Origin of the sequence: Hymenobacter convexus (assembly GCF_030580955.1) — a bacterium.
Taxonomy (GTDB): Bacteria; Bacteroidota; Bacteroidia; order Cytophagales; family Hymenobacteraceae; genus Hymenobacter.
This window is the reverse complement of sequence record NZ_JAUQON010000007.1, coordinates 233,572-252,645: the sequence shown is the minus strand read 5'-3', so window position 1 is coordinate 252,645 and position 19,074 is coordinate 233,572. Positions and strand designations below refer to the sequence as shown.

Below are 19,074 nucleotides of genomic sequence, written 5' to 3'. Positions count from 1 at the left end.
TCCGCCAATAGTCCGCTCGCGTTGGGCGGCGGTTGCTTCCTCATCTCCTTTCCGGCCCTATGGCAGCGTATACTCAAACAGGCCGCCCTGCTCGGTGCTGATGAGCAGCGTGTTGTCGTCTTTGAATACGGCCCCTTCGGTTTGGCCGGCGCCGGTGAGGGGCACCTGGCGGGGCGTCGCTTTCAGAATTTCCGCCCACGAGTTGCCGTCCAGAATAAACAGCTCGCCGCGGCCCAGCAGCACGAGGCGGCGGCCGTCGGCGCGCAGGGTGGCGTCGGTCACCTCGCCGGGAATGGCCAGCGACGTGACCTTCTTGGCGGTGTAATTGCCGGGCTGGTCGGGCACGGTGTACACGTTGCTGGTGCTGGACTGGCCCCGGTCTTTGGTGAACAGCCACACCTGGCCGTCGTGCCAGAGGCTGGCTTCGCAGTCGAAGTTGCGCTGCTTTTTCTTAGGCGGAAACTCGGTCTGGTCGGGGTAGGTGAAGGCGATGGTGCCCACCTTGGCAGGCGCATCGGGCCGGAACTTGTAGATGCTCAGGTCGCGGCGGGTGCTTTCGTTGTTGCCGCAGTTGCCGATGTAGTAGTTGCCCTGGCCATCGCGGCTCAGGCTTTCCCAGTCGACGTTGTCGGCGGGTACATCAATGGTGCCCACACCCTGGCCCGTGCCGGTGATTTCGTAGAGAATGGGCCGGTTGCCGTCGTCGCCGAAGCTGTAGTAGTGGCCCGCCGTGGGGGCCGGGGCCAGGCCCGAACTTTCGGGCACCACGCCCTTCAGCGAGCCTACTTTGCGCAGGCCGGCCACTTCGGCGGCGGCGTTTTTGTCTTTGCGGCGGTCGCCGCCCTTGGCGGCCCCTTTTTTGTTTTTGCCGCCCTTTTCGGCGGTGTCGGATTGGGCCTGCGAGCAGGAAGCGGTGGTGAGCAACAAGGCCAACGCGGCCGGCAGGAGGGAAGTCAAGCGCATCGAAGGGAGTTCAGGTGATGAGCTTTTCCTATACGCAAGCCCCCGATTAGGGTACGGGGTCGTAGCCGTGGCCCCCCCAGGGGTGGCAGCTGGCAATGCGCTTCAGCGCCAGCCACCCGCCCCGCCACGGCCCGTATTTGTTGATGGCCTGCACCGCATATACCGAGCATGTAGGCGCGTACCGGCAACTCGGCGCCGTGAGCGGCGAGATGAAGCGCTGGTAGAACCAGACAAGGCCCAGGAATAGGGCGCGGAACAGGCGGGAAAGCATAGGGCAAAGTTTTTTATTGCTACTTCGGCAGCGCGTTCAGCTCCGCTTTCCAACGCTCCCAGTCGGGCAGCAGGCGGGCTTGCAGGTCGTAGAACGCTTTGGAGTGGTCGCCCACCAGCAGGTGGCAGCATTCGTGCAACAGCACGTAGTCGAGGCACTCGGGGCGGGCGCGCACCAGTTCCGGCGAGAGGCGGATGCGGGCCGTGCGCGGCGTGCAGCTGCCCCAGCGCGTGCGCATCTGGCGCACCGCAAGGGTGGGCCGGGGGAGGTTGAACTCGGCGAAGCGCGGCCACACCCGGGCCAGGGATTCAGCGAAGAGTGGGCCGGCCTGCCGGGCGTACCAGGCGTGCAGCAGGGCTTCGGTCTGGGCTTCGGTGAGCGGCGCGGGGCTGCTCAGCACCAGCTCTTCGCCTTCCAGGGCCACGCCGGGCCGCCGGGCTTCGACGAAGCGCAGGGCGTAGGGCTGGCCCTGGTAGAAATGCGGGCTGCCGGCTTCGTAGCGGCGGCTGGGCCCGGGCGCCGGGCGGCTGGCAAAGGTTTCTTGGTGCTTGAGAATCCAGTCGGCTTTGCGCAGCACCTGCTGGGCCACCCACTCGGGCGAAGTGCCGGCGGGCGCGCTGATGTGCACGCTGCCATCGGGCCGCACGGCGAAGCCGATGGTGCGGCGCGAACGGAAAACCAGGGTGTAGTGCAGGGATTGGTTGCGGTAAAGCAGGGTTTCGCGGCGGGGCGCGGCAGAGAAGGAGCGGGGCATAAGGCGGCAAGTTCGGCAGGGGCGCCGGAATGGATAACCGCTGGGCTGGCCAAAATAATTTCGAAATCAGGCTGAACCAATTGCCGCCGCGTGCTACCTTCCCCGCATGCAACACTGTTTACCTCGGTATCTTTCAATTATTGGTTTCTTTTTAGCTTACTCGAGCTGGCTACCGGCGGCGGCGCAGGGCAACGGCCCGGGCGTGCGCGGCGCCCGTGCGGCTGGTCTGAGCAACGCCTCGGTGGCGCTGGCCGGCGAGGTGTGGAGCATGGGCAACAACGTGGCCGGCATCAGCGAGATTAAGCAGCCCAGCGTGGGGTTCTACGGCGAAAACCGCTATTTCAGCTCGGCCCTGAACGTGGGCGCCCTTACGCTGGCCCTGCCGCTGGGCCGCCAGCCCAATGCGAGCACGCCCACCGATGGCATGGCCGCTCCCCAGGTGGTGACGCCCGTTGCCCGCACCTGGGCCCGCCACGGCGTGGTGGCTTTCGAGGCCCAGCGCTTCGGCGGCGCGCTCTACAACGAAACCCGCGTGGGCGCCGGCTACGGCTACCGCTTCGGCCAAATCAGCCTCGGCGCCCGCGTCGACATGCTGCAGGTGAGCATCGAAGGGCTGGGCAGCCGGCGCGTGGTGCTGGGCACGCTCGGCGGCCAGATTGAGATTCTGCCCAACCGCCTCACCTTCGGCGCCTCGCTTTACAACCTGGGCCAAACTAAGCTGTCCAGCTACCAGGACGAGCGGGTGCCCACCATTCTCAAGGCCGGCCTGGCCTACCGGCCCGGTGCGCAGGTGTTGCTGGTGGTCGAAACCGAAAAAGACGTGGAGCGCGACGCCAATTTCAAGGCCGGGCTAGAATACCGGCCGGTGCCGGTGCTGGCCGTGCGCCTGGGGCTGGCTTCGCTCACGGAGCAGGCCAGCGCAGGCATTGGCGTGGCGGCCGGGGCATTTCAGATTGACTACGCGGCGGCGTTTCAGCAGGCGCTGGGCTTCAGCCAGCATTTGAGCATCAGCAAATCGTGGGGCGGCAAGTAATGAGAAAAAATCTACGCTTAATTGCTTCGGGGAGAATGCGCAACGGTTTGGCCGGGCTGCTGGCGGGTAGCGCTTTGCTGCTAAGTCATTCGCTGAAAGCCCAGGACTACGTGCGACGCCCGCCCGACTTGGACCGGCTGACGCAGGAGCTGTTTGCCGAAATTCAGAGCGACGAGGTGCCGTACGAGGACCTGTATGAAACCCTGCTGCAGTACTACCAAACGCCCATCAACCTCAACACCGCCACCCGCGAGGAGCTGCGGGCGCTGCTGCTGCTCAACGAAAACCAAATCACCACGCTGCTCAAGCACCGCCAGGAAAACGGCGACCTGCTGAGCGTGTACGAGCTGCAAAGCATTGAGGGCTACGACCTGCGCACCATCAATCGCATTCTGCCTTTTGTGGGCGTGCAAAGCAGCAGCGCCAACCGCAGCCGCGGCACGCTGTGGCAGCGCATCGCCAAAGAAGACAACAACGCCCTGTTTCTGCGCTACGAGCGGGTGCTGCAGCAGCGCCAAGGCTACACGCCGCCCACCATCTACCAGGGCCAACCCACCACGCGCTACCTCGGCTCAGCCGACAAGATGCTCATTCGCTACCGCGTGAGCCACACCAAGGACTTCAGCCTGGGCTTTTCGATGGAAAAGGACGCCGGCGAACAGCTCATCTGGAACCCGAAGAACGGGCAGTTTGGGGCCGATTATGTGTCGGCGCACTTCGTGCTGCAGGAGCGGGGGCGGCTGAAAACGTTGGCGCTGGGCGACTACCAGCTGCAGTTTGGGCAGGGGCTCTTGCTGTCGTCGGGCCTGGGCGTGGGCAAAGGGGCCGAGACGATAACGACGCTGCGGCGCTCGTCGCTGGGCGTGCGGGCGTATTCTTCCTTGCTCGAAAACACGTTTTTTCGGGGCGGCGCGGCCACGGTGCAGGTGGCGCCCACGGTGCAGGCCACGGCGTTTGTGTCGCACAAAAACGTGGATGCCAACCTGCAGCAAAGCCAGGATTCGCTGGCGCAGTACGACGAGTTTACGTCGGGGCTGCTCTACACCGGCTTCCACCGCACGGCCTCGGAGCTGGCCAACCGCCACCAGCTGCAGGAAACCATCGGGGGCGGCAACGCCACTTACACCAGCCGCGACGGCAACCTGGCCATCGGGGCCACGGGCGTGTTCACGCACTACGGCACGGCCCTGCTCAAACGCCCCGAGCCCTACAACCGCTTCGAATTTAGCGGCAAGGAAAACCTGGCGCTCAGCCTAAACTACAGTTACGTGTACCGCAACTTCCTGCTCTTTGGCGAGACGGCGCGCAGCACCGGCGGCGGCCTGGGTACCGTGAACGGCCTGCTCGCCAGCCTCGGCCCGCAGGTGGACGCGGCCCTGCTGGTGCGGCACTACGACGCCAACTTCCACACCCTCTACGGCAATGCATTCAGCGAAAATACCCGCAACATCAACGAAACCGGCGTCTACATTGGCCTGAAGGTGCGGCCCATTGCGCAGTGGGAAATATCGGCCTACTACGACCAGTTCCGCTTCCCATGGCTGCGCTACCGGGCCAGTGCCCCCACCGACGGCCACGACGCCCTGGTACGCGTGGCCTACTCGCCCACCAAAACCAGCCTGCTCTACGTGCAGGCCCGCCAGCGCCTCAAACCCCGCGACCTGGCCACCGCCGACCTGCTCAACCTCGCCGCCAACCGCGTGCTGCCCCTGCCCGGCGAACAGCTCCGCCAAAGCCTGCTGGTGTATTACAACACCGACATCAGCACCGCGCTCAGCCTGCGCACCCGCCTGCAGGCCTCGCGCCTGCGCGACGACACCGGCCTGGCCTGGCGCAGCGGTTACGCCCTGGCCCAGGACGTGAGCTACCAGCTCAACCGCAGCCTCAAGCTCACGACCCGCTACTCGCTCTTCGACGCCGACGACTACGACACCCGCCAGTACGTGTACGAGCAGGATGTGCTGCTGGCCGTCTCCATCCCCGCCCTCTACGGCCAGGGCACCCGCGTCTACGGCATCGCCGAAATCCGCCTCAACCGCTCCATGACCCTGTGGCTGCGCTACGCCGAAACCCGCTACCGCCACCAGAACACCGTCGGCAGCGGCCTCGAAACCATTCAGGGCGCGCTCCGCAACGAGGTGAAGGCGCAGCTGCGGGTGAAGTTTTAATGGGAAATTGCCTGCTCAGAGAAGCTGCCGACAAACCAGTATAAACTTATTGCTCAACTTTTTCTGGTACTCGCCGTCTAATCTGCGCCTTCTTTGGTTGATAACTCAGATGGTAAAGACTATCTGTAACGCATCAGGAAATTCTATATGAAACCTTTCGTAATGGCACTGGTCGCCGGTATGGTCTGTGTGACTGTTGGTTGCTTCCTGTTTATCACGGGCAATAAAACGCCGGGGCACGCATTTCTGGCTGTGGGCGGGCTGGTAGAAATAGCTGCTGTATTGCTGCTTTTAGGCAGAGTGATACGGCGTAAAACGGCGATTTAAGCCGCTCAGTGACTACCAGTCAAAACCAAAAAGCCCCGGCTCTGCGCAGCGCCGGGGCTTTCCATTTATCATAAAACCAAACTAGGGCCGCCCCACGGGTACGGGTTGCCCGTCCGTCTTCCCGGCCGCTTCGGCCTGCTCCCGAAGCTTGCGAAACCGTTCCTGAATCATCAGCCGGCGCTCGTATTGCTCCGGGGTGAGCGTGGCCTTCAACTCGTTCTCAAACTTCTGGCCGATGGCGGCGCTTTCTCCCTGCAGGGAGTCGTGGTTGGTGAGGGCGTTGTGCTTTTTGAGCAGCGCCAGCCGCTCCTGCGACTCCACCAGCGCGGCGGCCCGCACCCGCGCCGTTTGCTCGGGGCTGAGGGCGAGCTGCCCGGTCAGCTGGGACGCCTTCCGGTCGGCATCCTGCTCGGGGTTGATGTCGTTCACGCCCCGGCGCTCGCGTCTAACCGTGATGTACGACTGTTCAGTGCCGGGCGCGGTGGGCTGGGTCTGGGCGGTGGCGGCGGTGGCCAGGCTGAGCAGCACGCCGAGGAAAAGAAGCTTTTTAGCCATAACGGGAAAGAAAACCGGGGGATGGACCGGGCCGGCGAAGATACTCAGCTCTCGGTTTGCAGCAGCACCACTTGCGCCTTGTCGGCAGCGCTGATTTTGCGGCGGAAATCGAGGTAGCCGGCGTAGGCGGTGGCCGGGAGCTGGCCGCGCTTCATTTCGAGGCGCCGCACGTACTGAATGGTGCCGTCGGCCAACGTCTGGAACTGGCTGGAGTAGCTGCCATAAATGGTGCTGAGCTGCATTGGCGCGGGCAGGTTTTCGGGCTTGAAGCCGGCGGGCAGGTGCAGGCGCACGGTGTCGGCGTGCACGCAGGCGCTGGACAGCCACACGGGCGTCTGGCGTTCGCCCACCTGGGCGGGCAGCGCGGGTAGGCGGCTCAATAAATTGGGCGCGATGAACACGCGCTTGCCGCTGGGCGCCGCGAAGCCTGGCAGCGCCAGGTTCAGGGTTTCGACTACGCCGGGCGCCGCCTTGGTGGGCGCCGCCGCCAGGTTGAAGCGGGTGAGGGTGAAGGTGGGCAGCTTGAGGTGGTCGGTGATGTATTTCTTCTGGTCCGTCGGGCCCAGCTCGTGCATCAGCTGGGCATACAGGTCCTGTTCCTCGCCGGTGCGCAGGGTGCGAGCCGTGGCCGTGGCCCCGCCCTTGTCGTCGAGAAACAGGTCGAGGCGGCGCTCCTGGCGGTTTTCGGCGGCGCCGTAGCGGGGCGTGGCCACCAGCTGGCCGCCCTGGGGCGTCACCAGCAGCGCGTGGCGGTTGCCGGTGAAGCTGCCCATGTAGCCAAACGGCGCGGTCTGGCTGGTGCATTCCAGCCACAGGGTATCGGGCTTGCCGGCCTGGGCCAGCGGTACGCACACAATGGCGTGGTTGAACTGCGAGCTGGGGAAGTCGGCGCGCAGGTCGGGGCGGTCGGAGCCGGCGCCCACCAGGGCCACGTAGGCGGGCACGCCGGCGGCGCCCAGCAGGGCGGTGGTGTAGTTGCTCAGGGCTTTGCAGTCGCCGTAGCCGTTGCTGGCCACCGCGCTGGCCGGAAAGGTCTGCCAGCCGCCCAGGCCCAGCTGCACCGAGATGTAGCGGGTGCTGCCCTGCAGCATTTCGTACACGCGCCGGGCTTTGGTGCGGGCGTCGGGGGCGTCCTTCACCAGGGCCTGGACCTTGGCGATGGTGGCGGGCGGCAGCACGTCGCGGCCGGCATTCAGCTCGTAGCTCCACTGGCCCAGGCCCTGCCAGGTGGCGGCCGTGCCCTTGTGGCCCTGCACCTCAAACGTGCCCGGGGCCAGCACCACGGCGGGCGTGGTGTAGGCCAGGGGCGGGGCGGCGTCTTCTTCGTCCACGGCGGGTAGGTTGGCCAGCTGCCACTGGTAGGTTTCCTGGCTGCCGGTGGTGTTGCGCGCCACGGTGGCGCCTTTGGGCAACTTCCGCTCCTGATAGCGCAGGGGCAGGGCGGCCGGGGTCGTCACTTTGAAGGTGGCGTTTTCCACGGCCAGGCCTTCTTCTTCCTGCGGCTGCCAGTCGGGATAAAACAAGGCATTTTCGGACGCCACTTCGTAGTCGAACTCCACTGTGTAAGGCATTTGGGGCTGGCGCAGGTCGGCGTAGCGAATGCGCACATCGGTCATGAAGCTGCCGCCCGCGTCGCCCACGCCCTGGTCGTGGATTTCGGCGGCGCGCAGCTGGTGCAGCAGGTGGCCATCGGCGTCGTACACGGCGCCGCGCAGGTAGCCCAGCGTGTTGAGGGCGTCGTAGCTCACGGCGTGGCGGCCAAAGTCGTCGCCGGCTGGGTCGAGCACCGTCACCACGCGGTGCACGGCGCGCACCACCCGCCCGGCCGATTTCACGGTCACCACTTCGTCATCGGCCCGCAGCACAGCGTGGGCGCCCTCGCGCAAGGCCGCCGGAATATCGGCCACCGCGTACTTGGGCGCCGGCGCGGCCGGCAGCAGCAGGAAGCTGCTGAGCGGCAGGGCGGCCAACAGGGGTAGTAGGGGTTTCATAGAGAGTGATGAATTGCGGAGAGAGAAAAGGGGGTAATGAACCCGTAAGGCGTCCTGCTTCGGCTGCGCGGACGCCAGATGAGCAGGACCGTTCTGGTTTTCCTTGTTTCAAGAAACTACGCCTTCTTTCTAATCACCAATTTCTCGCCCTGCTTCTCCAGCATGAGGCGGTAGAACTCGCGCAGGCTGGCGTATTCGGCGGCGGTGTAGGAGGGCTTGCGCAGGTTGAGGCGGCTGGTGAGCTGCACCACGCCCGGCGCGGTCGTGGCCACGCTGTAGAGGAAGCGGCCGCCGCCGTCGGGCAGGTCCATTACCGTGGGCTTGGGCATTTCGGCCAGCTCGTAGCCGGCGGGCAGCGTCAGGGTAATCATGCGGGTTTCCTCCTTGGGCGCGCCAAAATCGACCGGAAACAGGCGGTCGTCGTGCCGGAAGGGGTTTTGCTCGCTGATGAACTCGCGCAGCGGGCTCAGGTAGAAGGTGCCCACCGCTGCGCTGTTCTCGGCGGTCTGGGTAAACTCGTAGTCCAGGCCCAGGGGCTTGTCTACGTTTTCGCGGTCGGCCACGACAAACTTGGGCACGGTCCAGCTGCTGTGCGGGCGCGCCATTTCGCTGGCGTATTTTTTCTCGCCCAGGCTGGCCAGCTCCCGGCGGGCCTCGGCGCCGGCGTAGCCGCCGCGCTCCTCGTGTACCTTGCCGCTGAGGCCGCCTTGGGCATCCAGCGTCAGGCTCACTTGCTGGTAATGCACGTAGCGCTGGTTGGTGGCCAGCGCCACCCAGCGGCCCTCGGCCGAATTCTTCATGATGAGGCGGCCGGCGCCGTTGAGGCAGCGCTCGGGCAGCACGCCGCAGGGCAGCAGGGGCTCGGTAGCGTCCACCAGCAGGTCTTGGCCATCGGGCAGGCCCACGTGGGCGGCCACGTAGTTGAAGCGGTCGAGCAAGGGCTGCGACTCGTTCACGCGGCCGTGATTGCGGGTGCTCAGCAGCAGGGGGTTGGCCGGAACGCCGGCCTCGCGCAGGGCTGCGATGAGCAGCAGGTTCACATCGGCCGCGTTGCCGTGGTGGGCATCGTACGCCTTGCGCAATGGGCCGGTGGTGTAGAAACCGTTGGACCCGTCGTAGCGCACGGCGCCCATCACGAGGCGGCGCACGGCGGCGGTGCGGGTAGCCACATCGGGGTACTGAGCCACCAAGGCTTGCAGTTGGTCTTTCAGAAAGCCAACGTGGCCCAGTTGCTGGCCAAAGCTTTCGCTGTTGAGCAAGTCCAGGTCGATTTTGCCCCAAGTGCCGGCCACGTTCTGGTAAGGACGCTCGGGAAATTGCAGGCCTGCCAACTGGAAGCTGATGCGGTCCACGTAGTCGTTGGCAGTGGTCATGAAAGGCTCGTCGCGGAAGGCCGGTACGTCCTTCATGGCCCAGTGGTAAGTGGTGGTTTGCATGTTCACCATGTTGCCGCTCGGAGAACCTCCTGGCGCGTAGGCCAGCGTGGCCTGGCTGCCGTTCTCTTGGGTATTCACCGCCAGGGCATGGTAGCCCTGCATTAGCATCTTGTATTTGTAGTATTCCGGAATGGTAGCTCGAAATTCGCTCCAACGCACCGGAATGTCGCGCTGAAACGTCCAGTCTTGGAAGTTGAAGAAAAAGTCTGACATGACGGTGTAGGTGTATTCTATCACCGACCCCTCGCGCACGTCCGGCAGCGTGAACTTGCGCATGCGCAAGTTGGGCGTCAGCTCCTCCACGAAGATGTTACTGCCGTCGAGCTTGGTAGGCACAGGCTTGCCGCCCACCAGGTTGTAGGTGGTGCCGCGCAGGCCGCTGATTTTTTCCGATTGCGTGCCGTAGTGGTAGAGCGGAACTTGCACCGTGGCGTTTTCAAACCCTGCTTTCTTCAGGATTTTGATGCGTGTCACCCGTTCCGACACCAGCTGAAACTCGTTGCTAATGAGCTGGATGCTGGTAGTGCCGTAGTCGCAGAGCACCACGGCCGTGGCCGCGCTGTCGCCCACAAACGGCGCGGCCGTGAGGTCTTTCGGGTCAATTTTCCCGAACTTAATGGGTTCGGGCTGGGCTTGAGCGGCAGTGGCGCTCAGCAGCACAGCGGCCAGCGCCGCCAGGATGGGTAAAGTTTGTTTCATGCAAAATGGGATTGTAACAAGTGGCGGAATCTACCGGGCCGTCATGTCGAGTTTGCCGGGACATGACGGGCCCGTGTTTTCCGAATGGCTTCGTTAGCAAGCGACGCGAAGCCCACGCGGTATCCGAAAGGCGCGTGGTGCTACCCGCCCGCCTTCTTCTGAATGACGAGCTTTTCGGCCTGATGGGCCATTAGCTGGGTATAAAGCTCGCGCAGGCTGGTGTACTCGGCCGCCGTGTACACGGGCTTGCGCAGGTTGAGGCGGCTGGTGAGCTGCACCACGCCCGGCGCGGTGGAGGTCACACTGTAGAGGAAGCGGCCGCCGCCGTCGGGCATCTCCACCACGGCAGGCTTAGGCACGCTGGCCAACTCGTAGCCGGCGGGCAGCGTCAGGGTCACCATCAGGGTTTCTTCCTGGGGCATGCCGAAGTCCACGGCAAAGTTCCGGTCCTCGTGCCGAAACGGGTTCTGGCCAGGGCCGAACTCGCTCAGCGGGCTCAGGTAGAGGGGGCCGGTGGGGGCGTTGTCGGGGGCCGGCTGGCGGAATTCATAATCCAGGGTGAGGGGTTTGTCTACGGTTTCGGCCTGGCCCACGGTCAGCTTGGGCACCGCCCAGCCTTCGTGGCGCTGCAGCAGGCCGGCCAGGTATTTCTTCTCGCCCTGGCTGGCCAGCGCGGCGCGGGCATGGGCGGCCGCGTAGCCGCCGCGCTCGTCGTGCACCTTCCCGCTGAGGCCACCCTGCGCGTCCAGCGCCAGGCTCACCTGCTGGAAGCGCACCTGCCGCTGGCTGGGCGCCAGGTCAATCCAGCGGCCATCGGCTTCCTTTTTGGCAATGAGGCGGCCGGCGCCGTTGAGGCAGCGCTCGGGCAATACGCCGCAGGGCAGCAGCGGCTCGGTGGCGTCCACCAGCAGGTCTCTGCCATCGGCCAGCGGCACCACTGCCACCACGTAGTTGAAGCGTTCGAGCAGCAGAAACTCCTTGCTCACGCGGCCGTGGTCGCGGGTGCTCAGCAGCAGCGGGTGGGCCTCGATGCCGGCCTCGCGCAGAGCCGCGATGAGCAGCAGGTTCACGTCGGCCACGCTGCCTTGGCGGGCGTCGTAGGCCTTGCGCAGGGGCTCCTGGGCGTAGCAGCGGTTCTGGCCGTTGTAGCGCAGGGCGGCCATCACCAGCTCGCGTACGGCGGCGGTGCGCTCCACTACAGTGGGGTATTGGGTGGCCAGAGCCTGGGCTTGCTCCTTCAGCGGGCCCGAGCGGCTGAGGCGGCCGCCGAAGTCCTCATCGGCCAGCAGGGTGGCATTGTTGGTGGCCCAGGTGCCGCTCAGGTCGTGGTAGTCGGAGTCGTTCCACTGCTCGCCCACCAGCTCGAAATCGAGGCGGGGCACGTAGTCGCGATACGTCGTCATGAAGGGCTCTTCGCGAAACGCGGGCAGGTTTTTCAGCACCCACTGGTGCTCCTCGGTGGGCGCCGTGATGCCCAGCGTGCCGCTGGTGGTGCCGGCCGCCACGCCCCCGCCCGAGGGGATTTTGTTGTCGACGGTGAGGCCCACCACGCCGGTTTTGGCCACGTCCGTGTCAAACTTCTGGTTGCCCTGGTAGATAATCTTGTACTTGTAAAACGCCGGAATGCTCACCCGGTACTCGCTCCAGCGCACCGGCACGTCGCGCTGAAACGTCCAGTCCTGAAAGTTGAACAGAAAGTCTGACCGCAGCGTGTAGGCGTACTCAATCACGGAGCCTTCGCGCACGTTGGGCAGGGTGAATTTCTGAATGTTGGTGGTCGGCGTGCGCTTTTCCAGGAAGGCGCCGGCGGCTTCGAGGCGGGTTTTTTCCACCGCGCCATTCACCAGGTTGTAAGTGAAGCCACGCAGGTTCGACACCTTTTCCTGGTTTTCGTCGCGGTGATAGAGCGGAATCTCGACGGTGGCATTGTCAAACCCCGCCTTCCGCAGAATCTTGATGCGCGTCACGCGCTCGAACACCACCTGTAGGCCAGAGCCGTGGCCTTCCATGCGCGAGCGGCCGAAGTCGCAGAGCACCACGGCTGTGGCCGCGCTGTCGCCCACAAACGGTGCGGCCGTGAGGTCGGCCTTGTCAACCTGGCCGAATTTAATGGGTTCGGGCTGGGCCTGGGCCGTGAAGGCGCCAAGGCAGGCGGCCGCCAGCAAAGGGAGCCGCCGCCGCCCGCGGGGCAGCAGGAGCAGTAAAGATGTTGCCATCAGCAAAAAAGAATGGAGTAGACAGTCTTTGAAACCCTAAAAATAGAAGAATCTATTTGAACTTCATCAACTATTCACCATTCTTTTTTGCCGCTTACTAAGCGCTTTATACCACCTCTTCGGCCGCCGGCTCCGCTCCTGATTCCGAAGGTTTTAGGGTGATGACGGGCCCGGTGCTTTTGATGCTCAGCAAATAAACCACGGCCATGAGCACGCACGCCAGGCTCAGGCCGTGCACGTAGGGGAGGCGGCCGGGCTGGTTGGCAAATATCCAGCCCGCCAATAGCGCGCCAATGCCAATGCCCACTTCGAGGGCGATGTACATGGTGGCCACGCCCCGGCCGCGCCGCTCGGGCAGGCTCAGGTCGATGGTCCAGGCGTAGAGCGTGGGCGAGTTCAGGCCGGTGCCCACGCCAAAGACGACGGCCCCCAGCAGAAACACCGGCACCGAGGGCGCCCACGCCAGCAGCGCCAGTCCCACCGCCAGCACGCCCGCCGACCACCGCAGCACCGGCACCCGGCCGTAGGTGTCGGAGGCCTTGCCGGCCAGCAGCCGCACCACCAGCGCCGCCACCGTGTAGTAGATGTAGAACAGGCCCTTGCTGGGCAGCCCCAGCACCTTGCTTTGGTCGGGGATGACGGTGAGCACCGCCCCGAACGGAAACAGGCACAGAATGGTGACCAGCGCCGGCGCAAACACGCGGGGCTCGAGCACCTCCTGCCGCCAGTCCAGCTTCAGCAGCGCGAAGCTGAACCGCCGCCGCTGCGCCAGCGGCAGGGTTTCGGTGAGGGAGCCCTGCACCAGCACCGAAAGCAGCGCCATGCCCGCCGAGCAGTAAAACATGGTGTTGAGGGAAAAATGCTCGGCCACCTGCGTGCCCAGCCACGGCCCGATGGCCATGCCCAGACTGCCCGTCATGCCCAGCAGGCCCATGGCCTCGCCGCGCTTTTCGGCGGGCACAATGTCGGCCACAAAAGCGGCCGTGCCCGTGGGCTTGAAGCCCGTGCTGAAGCCGTGCAGCAGCCGCAGCCCCAGAAAGCTGCCCACCGTGAGCGCCCACGGATACACCAGCCCGCACACCACGCACACCAACGACCCCAGCACCATCACCGGAATGCGCCCCACGGTATCGGCCAGCTTGCCCGAAAACGGCCGCGATATGGCCGCCGTGAGCGTAAACAGCGCAATAATGAAGCCCTTGTACTCGCCGCCTCCCATCCGGGAGAGGTGCTCGGGCAGCTCCGGCAGCAACAGGTTGAAGCTGGCAAAAAACAGAAACGACGACAGGCACATCAGCCAGAACCCGAGAGAATAAGTTCGGCCTGCCGGAGTCGGTGAAAAAGCGGGATTGGAAGCAGTCAAGAGGGTTTGGCTAAATCAGGGTAGGCTACGGTGCGCCAGAATCTACACGCACTTGCCACCCTTTTTGCCACCCTTTCAGGTCGATTGGCGAGCCGTCCGGCGGTACCAGTCCAGCAGCTCGGCCTCGTTGACGCCGAGGTAGTGGTTGAAGCTGGCTTCGGTCTGGTGGCCGGTGGTCATCATCACCTGGGAGCGGGGCACGCCCTGGGCGACTTTGAGGGTGGCGAAGGTTTTGCGGCCGGTGTGAAACAGCACCGGCAGGCGCGTGATGCCGGCCAGGTGCTGCACGTGCGGCAGGTAAAGGTACGGAAAGGTGACGCGGGGCAGGCACCACCTGGGGTCGGAGCCGGCGTGCAGGGCCAGGAGCCGGGCCGGCTGGAACACGTGGTCGTCGACGAGCGGGATGATGCAGGTGACGCCGGTTTTGCCCGCCTTCACCCGGGCCACGTCGCCGTGCAGCTGCCGGGGCGTGAGCCGGTCGGCGTCGCCGATGCGCAGGGCCGTGTAGGTGCAGAGCAGAAACTTGTCGCGCGTGAGCCAGAGGCGGCGCAGGTGCTCCTCGGTGGTAATCATGCGACGGATGCCAGCGCTGGCCTGCTCGGGGAACTGCGCCTGTACGTAGGCCCGCACGGCCGGGCTGGTGAAGTCGATGGCGGCGATGGCGAGCACCTCGTCCTCGGTGAAGGACTCGACGAAGGTGTGGTGCTCGACGGGCTGCAGCACTTCCTTGAACCGGGGGTTGACCGGATGGCCCTCCAGTACGGCCCAGAGCAGGAAGGCCCGCAGCAGGCCCAGGTAGTGATTGTAGGTGCCGGGCCCGCGGCCGAGCACGCCGAGCAGGTGGTTGCGAAAGGCCTCGTTGAAGCGGGCGTCAATGCCGGGGTAAGTGAGGGGCTGGGGCCAGGCCGCGGCAAAGCTGGCCAGGTCGGCGGCCGCCCGGCGGTGGTTCTGCACCACCTTGGTGGCGATGGGCCGGCCGGTGCGCCGCGAGATGCGGGCGGCCACCACCGTCTCGACCCAGTGGGCCATTTCCTCGGCCACGGTGCGCGGGGCCGGCGTCGGCGGGGCCGGTACGTCAGGCAGGCCGGCGGCCTCGCGGGTGAGTTGCTCGAACCGCTCCTCAATGGCGGCGCGCATGGCGTCCTTGCCCAGCACCTGGCCGCGCATCTTGGCCTCGTGCTCCACGGCCGTGGCGGCGTCGGTGTAGCGCTGCAGCACGGTGTTGACGTCGCCCAGAAAGGTGCCGGGCTTGGCCTTGGCCCGGTGCTGGCGGGCATCCCAGTCCCTGGGCGCCACCTTCTGGCCGCTGCTCAGGCGCAGGCGCTGGCCCGCCCAACAGAAGGTGAGCTGGATGCGGGCCAGGCCTTTTTTACTGGCCCGCTCGGCGAGGAGCTGGCGGGTTACTTCCATTCTTCGTCTGCTCTAGGCGTTCTGCCACTACAGCGGCGACGCGGTCGGTCGTCACCTGCAAAAATTTGACTCGTGTTTCATGTTCCCAGACCCTGATTGGCAACCAACCCATTTCCCGCAACTGCTCGTCAACCTGGCCGTCCCGTTCTTTGTTGCGCGCAATCTTGGCTGCCCAGAATTCGGGATTGGTCTTGGGAGAGGTGCCGTGGATGGGGCAGCCATGCCAGAAACAGCCGTCGACAAACACAGCGATTTTCGCCTTGATGAAAAGAATATCAGGGGTTCCTGGTAGCTTTTTTAGCGCTTTTAGTCGGAATCTTAGGCCTCTTTGGTGCAGGGACTGCCGGAGCTTTAGTTCCGGCGATGTGCCCCTTTGCCTTACTCTTCCCATGAGCCGGCTTCGCTGCTCCTTTGTCAGTTGGTCCGTCATCGTCGTCTGTGAGGTCGGTAGTCCCTATTGTCGCTTCTAGCTCTGTTCCGGACTCGCCATCTATTTCATGAATCAATTTGTCAATGCTGTCGAGCTCCTCGGTGCGGTCCAAATATGCGCCATACGATGTCAGGGCCCTGCTAATCAACATGTCGTAAGTAATTACTCGGGCGTTCATAGCCACTAACACCTGGCGGAGCTGTTTACTCATACCCCTGACCGATTTAGGCCCTACGACAAAAACCAAGCGGATTATCGGTTCACCTCCTTCTTCGTCCGAGTCCACTTCGTGTTTCAGACAGGAAGCCAGAATTTCACGATAGAACTCTCCTTGGTCGATAAGCTCCCCCAAGGAAGTAGTCGCCTCTGGGCGCTTGAGTTCTACCAGAATATGTTCGCCCGACACCGTTTTATAACGCAGGTCGTAACGTTTATTTTCTGCCTTGTCGAAATCTTCCCCCATGACTTCTTTGAACAAGCTCTTTTTCTTTTTCCAGAACTCGCTCAAAAACTTCTTTTCCATTCGCAAGCTGTCAGTGGCCGCTTCCCAAGCGGCGTCCAACAACCATAGGTTTTTGAACATGTGCTGTTGCAACACCCGTTCCTTCTCGTTGTCGTCAGTGATGCCGATAAAATGCCTTATCGTGTCCAGCCTCGACTTGATGATATCCCTGTACATGGATGCCTCCAAGTCGCTCGCATCGGACAACAGTGGTAACAGATGCTCCGCCGTCATCATTGTCTGACTATCCAATGCTGCGCTTTGGTCACGTAATCTCAACCTTTCAAAGGCCAAAACACCAGCTTTATACATCGCTTTTCGGGTCTTGCCGCTATCGTCCGGCAAACCTCGTATTTGGCCCAGCATCTTACGCGCGACCCGCTGTTGGTCGCCCTTCATTTTGCCAATCCAAGATTCGAATACCGGGTTTTCCCTAATTGCATCCTCTGCTCTCGCCTCTCCACGTAGTCTGTTCCACTCTTCGTCGATTCCTGTCAGCTTTGCTTTAAGGTAGTTGAGAAGCGCCTTATAACGTGGGTCGTCTTCAATCACTCGTTGGCGGTCGCTGGTAGCGATGTCGCTTTCCTTGGTGTCATCGAGAAAGTCGGCTTGGAGTTGCCCTGTCAGATAGTTGGCGTAGAATTTAGCAGAGCCGATATCCTTTAGGATATCCTCTTGAATCAATCGCCCTCTAGAGAGTACTACCAAACCATTCAGTTTATCTCCTTCGGCATTTTTCAGGTCTTTGGGCTCCGGTACCGCGCCAATCCAACCAGTCACTTTCCAGCCGTGCTCCTCGCTGACTACATCGTCGAGTTTTAAGTGCTGGACTTTGGCTGGCAAGTCATCGGTTTCGACCATCGTCTGTTTACCTATCTCCCAGAAGAACTCCAGATTTTTTACGTCTGCTCGTTCCTTTGCTTTTAGCAGTTCTCCGTTGACATATACTTCGAACGTATCGGCTCCGTGCCGACCGATGACCGAAAAGCGCCGCGATACTCTTTCTCGCAAAGCCTGCTCGGTTATATCCCATCGTTTACCATCTATTTCTCGCAACACCAAGCAGGTACCTTGCTCCAAATCGCCAATAGGCGACACAGGTCTAGGACGATATTCCTTTTTGGTCTTCATCGTCTTTTTGATGTCCTTCATGGACATTTCGAAAGCTTGGCGTTTGCCTCCGATGGCAGTATGCACCTGGACGACGTCGGCAAGTGAGAAGAAGGAGAGCTTGCCGATGCCTTTACGTCCCATGATTTTCCGCTTCTTGACCGTTTCGTCGCCCGAACCTTTTCGCCTACCGTAACCGACTGTAAGAAATCGGTCGTTGATGGCTCCGAGGTCCATCCCACAGCCATTGTCACGAATGACAATCTCTTGAATTTCCTTGCCTTTGCCGTCGTTGATAGTGATATCGACTCGGGTAGCATCGGCATCCCAAGCATTGGCAACTGCTTCCGATAGAACCGCTGCCTTGTTGCTGTAGAGGTTTATCCCCAAGTGATTGAGAATATTCAAGTCGATTCTCATCAGGTAAGGCGAATTTACCGCCTTTAGTGATGTCGTCTTGGTGGGCTTTACAGGAGCAGCTTTGGCCGGGGCCCCAGCGGCAGCTTTGGGTGGGGTAGACTTGGGTGGCATTGGAGAGGGAAATGGAAGGGTTGGCCTACTTGACCAGAGAATTTTTAGTGGGGGGCTTCTTGACGAGATGCTTCTTGAAGTGTTCACCGATGGCTGTACCCAGTTTTGGAGGGACAGCATTGCCTATCAGGCGGCCGGTACCGGCAAAAGTGATTTGAGCAGGTTCGGCGAACTGATAGTGGTCTGGGAAACTCTGAATCATGGCCGCTTCTCGCAGTGTTATGGCTCTGTCCTGCTCTGGGTGCCCGAAGCGCCCCGTGCCGTAGTTATGGCTCTGCGTCGTGATGGTGGGGCTCGGCTTGTCCCACTCCATGCGGGCATACACACTCTGGAAAGAGGCACCCGATTTCTTAGTGTGACACTCGGACCGGATTTCCACCGGCCAATCCATCCAGGTGCCGCCTGGTTTGGACTGACGGATGCGTTTTAAATTCAAATCGTTCAGCCCCACAGCACGATGCAACGGGTCGGGTACGTAGACTTTGCCGGACTCTACTTCGGGAAGTTTCTCTATCGTTTTGCGCACCGAAGGGTAGTCGGCTGGCTCATATAGTGGCTTCAGTGGAGCAATGGGTCCCAGGCGGGAAGCGATGAGCACCAGACGACGCCGTTGTTGTGGAATTCCGTAGGCTGGGCAGTATACGACTTGGACGTCAACCTCGTATTTCTGACTCTTCAGTTTGGCGACGAACTGTTTGAATACATCCTTGCTGCGTAACGGAGGGACGTTCTCCATCGTGACCAGGTCGGGCTGGACTTCATCGACCAAGCGGCTGAATTCGTCGAGCAGAGTCCATTTTTCGTCTTCTTCGTTGCTGTCTTTTGTGTTGCGGAACGAAGAGAACGGCTGGCATGGGGCGCACCCTGCCAGCATTTTAGTAGCGCCTGGCGAGTACAGGGCATTCAATTCGGCGGATGTTATTTTCCTTACGTCTCTTTTGAGAAAAGTAGCCTTGATGTTTTTTTCGAACGGGTACTGGCACGCTTTATCAACGTCAATGCCAGCAAGAACCTTGATGCCGGCTTGCTGTAAGCCATACGAAAGGCCGCCTGCCCCGCAGAATACATCAATTGCCTCTATATTAGGTAGTTTGGACATGGATGTACAGCGTTGGTAAATCAATCGGTTGCTACCGATGTTAGTAAACCAGCGAATGTACTGTACAAAAAGCCATTCTATGGTTACAAGGCAAAAATTAGTGGCTTTACCAGAGGCTTGATAGCTATATCGAAGGGGCAAGTAGTTTCGGAGTACTCCACTGGACAGAAGTCCCGTCTATATTTACCGGCTACCAATCCTTGACCCATCTACCCG

Annotated in this window: 15 protein-coding genes; 3 read left to right on the top strand and 12 right to left on the bottom strand. The window is 62.4% G+C overall.

The window, feature by feature from the left end; translation table 11 throughout:
* Window positions 1-57: 57 nt before the first annotated feature.
* The 3 genes from Q4S41_RS16510 to Q4S41_RS16500 are packed head-to-tail and all read right to left on the bottom strand — an operon-like array spanning window position 58 to window position 1,988.
* Entirely contained in the window at window positions 58-963 is a 906-nt protein-coding gene (locus Q4S41_RS16510) for a hypothetical protein (protein ID WP_305032233.1), read from the bottom strand.
* Between the two features lie 46 nt (window positions 964-1,009).
* Complete coding sequence (yidD, locus tag Q4S41_RS16505; RefSeq protein ID WP_305032232.1) at window positions 1,010-1,234, bottom strand: membrane protein insertion efficiency factor YidD; 225 nt, start codon at window positions 1,232-1,234, stop codon at window positions 1,010-1,012.
* Window positions 1,235-1,253: 19 nt separating this feature from the next.
* On the bottom strand, window positions 1,254-1,988 hold the full coding sequence (locus tag Q4S41_RS16500) for a M48 family metallopeptidase (RefSeq protein ID WP_305032231.1): 735 nt from the start codon (window positions 1,986-1,988) through the stop codon (window positions 1,254-1,256).
* A gap of 106 nt (window positions 1,989-2,094) precedes the next feature.
* On the opposite strand from Q4S41_RS16500, the gene Q4S41_RS16495 reads away from it, so the two are divergent.
* The 3 genes from Q4S41_RS16495 to Q4S41_RS16485 all read left to right on the top strand — a co-directional run bounded on the left by Q4S41_RS16495 (window position 2,095) and on the right by Q4S41_RS16485 (window position 5,516).
* Window positions 2,095-3,021, top strand: a complete 927-nt coding sequence (locus Q4S41_RS16495) for a hypothetical protein (RefSeq protein ID WP_305032230.1) — start codon at window positions 2,095-2,097, stop codon at window positions 3,019-3,021.
* 35 nt (window positions 3,022-3,056) lie between these two features.
* The gene (locus Q4S41_RS16490) at window positions 3,057-5,189 is read left to right on the top strand and encodes a helix-hairpin-helix domain-containing protein (RefSeq protein ID WP_305032229.1); all 2,133 of its coding nucleotides are present in this window, start codon (window positions 3,057-3,059) and stop codon (window positions 5,187-5,189) included.
* 147 nt (window positions 5,190-5,336) lie between these two features.
* Window positions 5,337-5,516: a hypothetical protein gene (locus Q4S41_RS16485; protein ID WP_305032228.1), complete on the top strand. Its 180-nt coding sequence runs from the start codon at window positions 5,337-5,339 to the stop codon at window positions 5,514-5,516.
* An 81-nt stretch (window positions 5,517-5,597) separates the two neighbouring features.
* Here Q4S41_RS16485 and Q4S41_RS16480 read toward each other — a convergent pair whose 3' ends face one another.
* The 9 genes from Q4S41_RS16480 to Q4S41_RS16440 all read right to left on the bottom strand — a co-directional run bounded on the left by Q4S41_RS16480 (window position 5,598) and on the right by Q4S41_RS16440 (window position 18,858).
* Complete coding sequence (locus Q4S41_RS16480; RefSeq protein ID WP_305032227.1) at window positions 5,598-6,071, bottom strand: hypothetical protein; 474 nt, start codon at window positions 6,069-6,071, stop codon at window positions 5,598-5,600.
* Window positions 6,072-6,115: 44 nt separating this feature from the next.
* Complete coding sequence (locus tag Q4S41_RS16475; RefSeq protein ID WP_305032226.1) at window positions 6,116-8,062, bottom strand: DUF3857 domain-containing protein; 1,947 nt, start codon at window positions 8,060-8,062, stop codon at window positions 6,116-6,118.
* Window positions 8,063-8,178: 116 nt separating this feature from the next.
* Window positions 8,179-10,197: a DUF3857 domain-containing protein gene (locus Q4S41_RS16470; protein WP_305032225.1), complete on the bottom strand. Its 2,019-nt coding sequence runs from the start codon at window positions 10,195-10,197 to the stop codon at window positions 8,179-8,181.
* Between the two features lie 140 nt (window positions 10,198-10,337).
* Window positions 10,338-12,413 carry a DUF3857 domain-containing protein gene (locus Q4S41_RS16465; protein ID WP_305032224.1) on the bottom strand — a complete coding sequence of 692 codons (2,076 nt, stop codon included), beginning with the start codon at window positions 12,411-12,413 and terminating at the stop codon, window positions 10,338-10,340.
* A 106-nt stretch (window positions 12,414-12,519) separates the two neighbouring features.
* Window positions 12,520-13,707, bottom strand: a complete 1,188-nt coding sequence (locus tag Q4S41_RS16460) for an MFS transporter (protein WP_305032223.1) — start codon at window positions 13,705-13,707, stop codon at window positions 12,520-12,522.
* Between the two features lie 144 nt (window positions 13,708-13,851).
* Window positions 13,852-15,186, bottom strand: coding sequence for a tyrosine-type recombinase/integrase (locus Q4S41_RS16455; RefSeq protein ID WP_305032222.1), 1,335 nt, complete (start codon window positions 15,184-15,186; stop codon window positions 13,852-13,854).
* Window positions 15,146-15,577 (bottom strand): very short patch repair endonuclease, encoded by a 432-nt coding sequence (locus tag Q4S41_RS24605; RefSeq protein WP_369811318.1) that lies wholly within the window; start codon window positions 15,575-15,577, stop codon window positions 15,146-15,148. Before Q4S41_RS24605 ends, Q4S41_RS16455 begins: the two co-directional genes overlap by 41 nt.
* Window positions 15,462-17,759 (bottom strand): BbrUII/HgiDII family restriction enzyme, encoded by a 2,298-nt coding sequence (locus tag Q4S41_RS16445; RefSeq protein WP_305032220.1) that lies wholly within the window; start codon window positions 17,757-17,759, stop codon window positions 15,462-15,464. The genes Q4S41_RS24605 and Q4S41_RS16445 overlap by 116 nt, the downstream gene beginning before the upstream one ends.
* 25 nt (window positions 17,760-17,784) lie before the next feature.
* Entirely contained in the window at window positions 17,785-18,858 is a 1,074-nt protein-coding gene (locus tag Q4S41_RS16440) for a DNA cytosine methyltransferase (RefSeq protein ID WP_305032219.1), read from the bottom strand.
* Window positions 18,859-19,074 lie beyond the last annotated feature (216 nt).

What these genes read in the sequence shown, in the direction of transcription:
- Q4S41_RS16510 (WP_305032233.1), bottom strand. Translation starts at nt 963, where the DNA reads ATGCGCTTGACTTCCCTCCTGCCGGCCGCGTTGGCCTTGTTGCTCACC.
- yidD (WP_305032232.1), bottom strand. Translation starts at nt 1,234, where the DNA reads ATGCTTTCCCGCCTGTTCCGCGCCCTATTCCTGGGCCTTGTCTGGTTC.
- Q4S41_RS16500 (WP_305032231.1), bottom strand. Translation starts at nt 1,988, where the DNA reads ATGCCCCGCTCCTTCTCTGCCGCGCCCCGCCGCGAAACCCTGCTTTAC.
- Q4S41_RS16495 (WP_305032230.1), top strand. Translation starts at nt 2,095, where the DNA reads ATGCAACACTGTTTACCTCGGTATCTTTCAATTATTGGTTTCTTTTTA.
- Q4S41_RS16490 (WP_305032229.1), top strand. Translation starts at nt 3,057, where the DNA reads ATGCGCAACGGTTTGGCCGGGCTGCTGGCGGGTAGCGCTTTGCTGCTA.
- Q4S41_RS16485 (WP_305032228.1), top strand. Translation starts at nt 5,337, where the DNA reads ATGAAACCTTTCGTAATGGCACTGGTCGCCGGTATGGTCTGTGTGACT.
- Q4S41_RS16480 (WP_305032227.1), bottom strand. Translation starts at nt 6,071, where the DNA reads ATGGCTAAAAAGCTTCTTTTCCTCGGCGTGCTGCTCAGCCTGGCCACC.
- Q4S41_RS16475 (WP_305032226.1), bottom strand. Translation starts at nt 8,062, where the DNA reads ATGAAACCCCTACTACCCCTGTTGGCCGCCCTGCCGCTCAGCAGCTTC.
- Q4S41_RS16470 (WP_305032225.1), bottom strand. Translation starts at nt 10,197, where the DNA reads ATGAAACAAACTTTACCCATCCTGGCGGCGCTGGCCGCTGTGCTGCTG.
- Q4S41_RS16465 (WP_305032224.1), bottom strand. Translation starts at nt 12,413, where the DNA reads ATGGCAACATCTTTACTGCTCCTGCTGCCCCGCGGGCGGCGGCGGCTC.
- Q4S41_RS16460 (WP_305032223.1), bottom strand. Translation starts at nt 13,707, where the DNA reads ATGTGCCTGTCGTCGTTTCTGTTTTTTGCCAGCTTCAACCTGTTGCTG.
- Q4S41_RS16455 (WP_305032222.1), bottom strand. Translation starts at nt 15,186, where the DNA reads ATGGAAGTAACCCGCCAGCTCCTCGCCGAGCGGGCCAGTAAAAAAGGC.
- Q4S41_RS24605 (WP_369811318.1), bottom strand. Translation starts at nt 15,577, where the DNA reads ATGGGAAGAGTAAGGCAAAGGGGCACATCGCCGGAACTAAAGCTCCGG.
- Q4S41_RS16445 (WP_305032220.1), bottom strand. Translation starts at nt 17,759, where the DNA reads ATGCCACCCAAGTCTACCCCACCCAAAGCTGCCGCTGGGGCCCCGGCC.
- Q4S41_RS16440 (WP_305032219.1), bottom strand. Translation starts at nt 18,858, where the DNA reads ATGTCCAAACTACCTAATATAGAGGCAATTGATGTATTCTGCGGGGCA.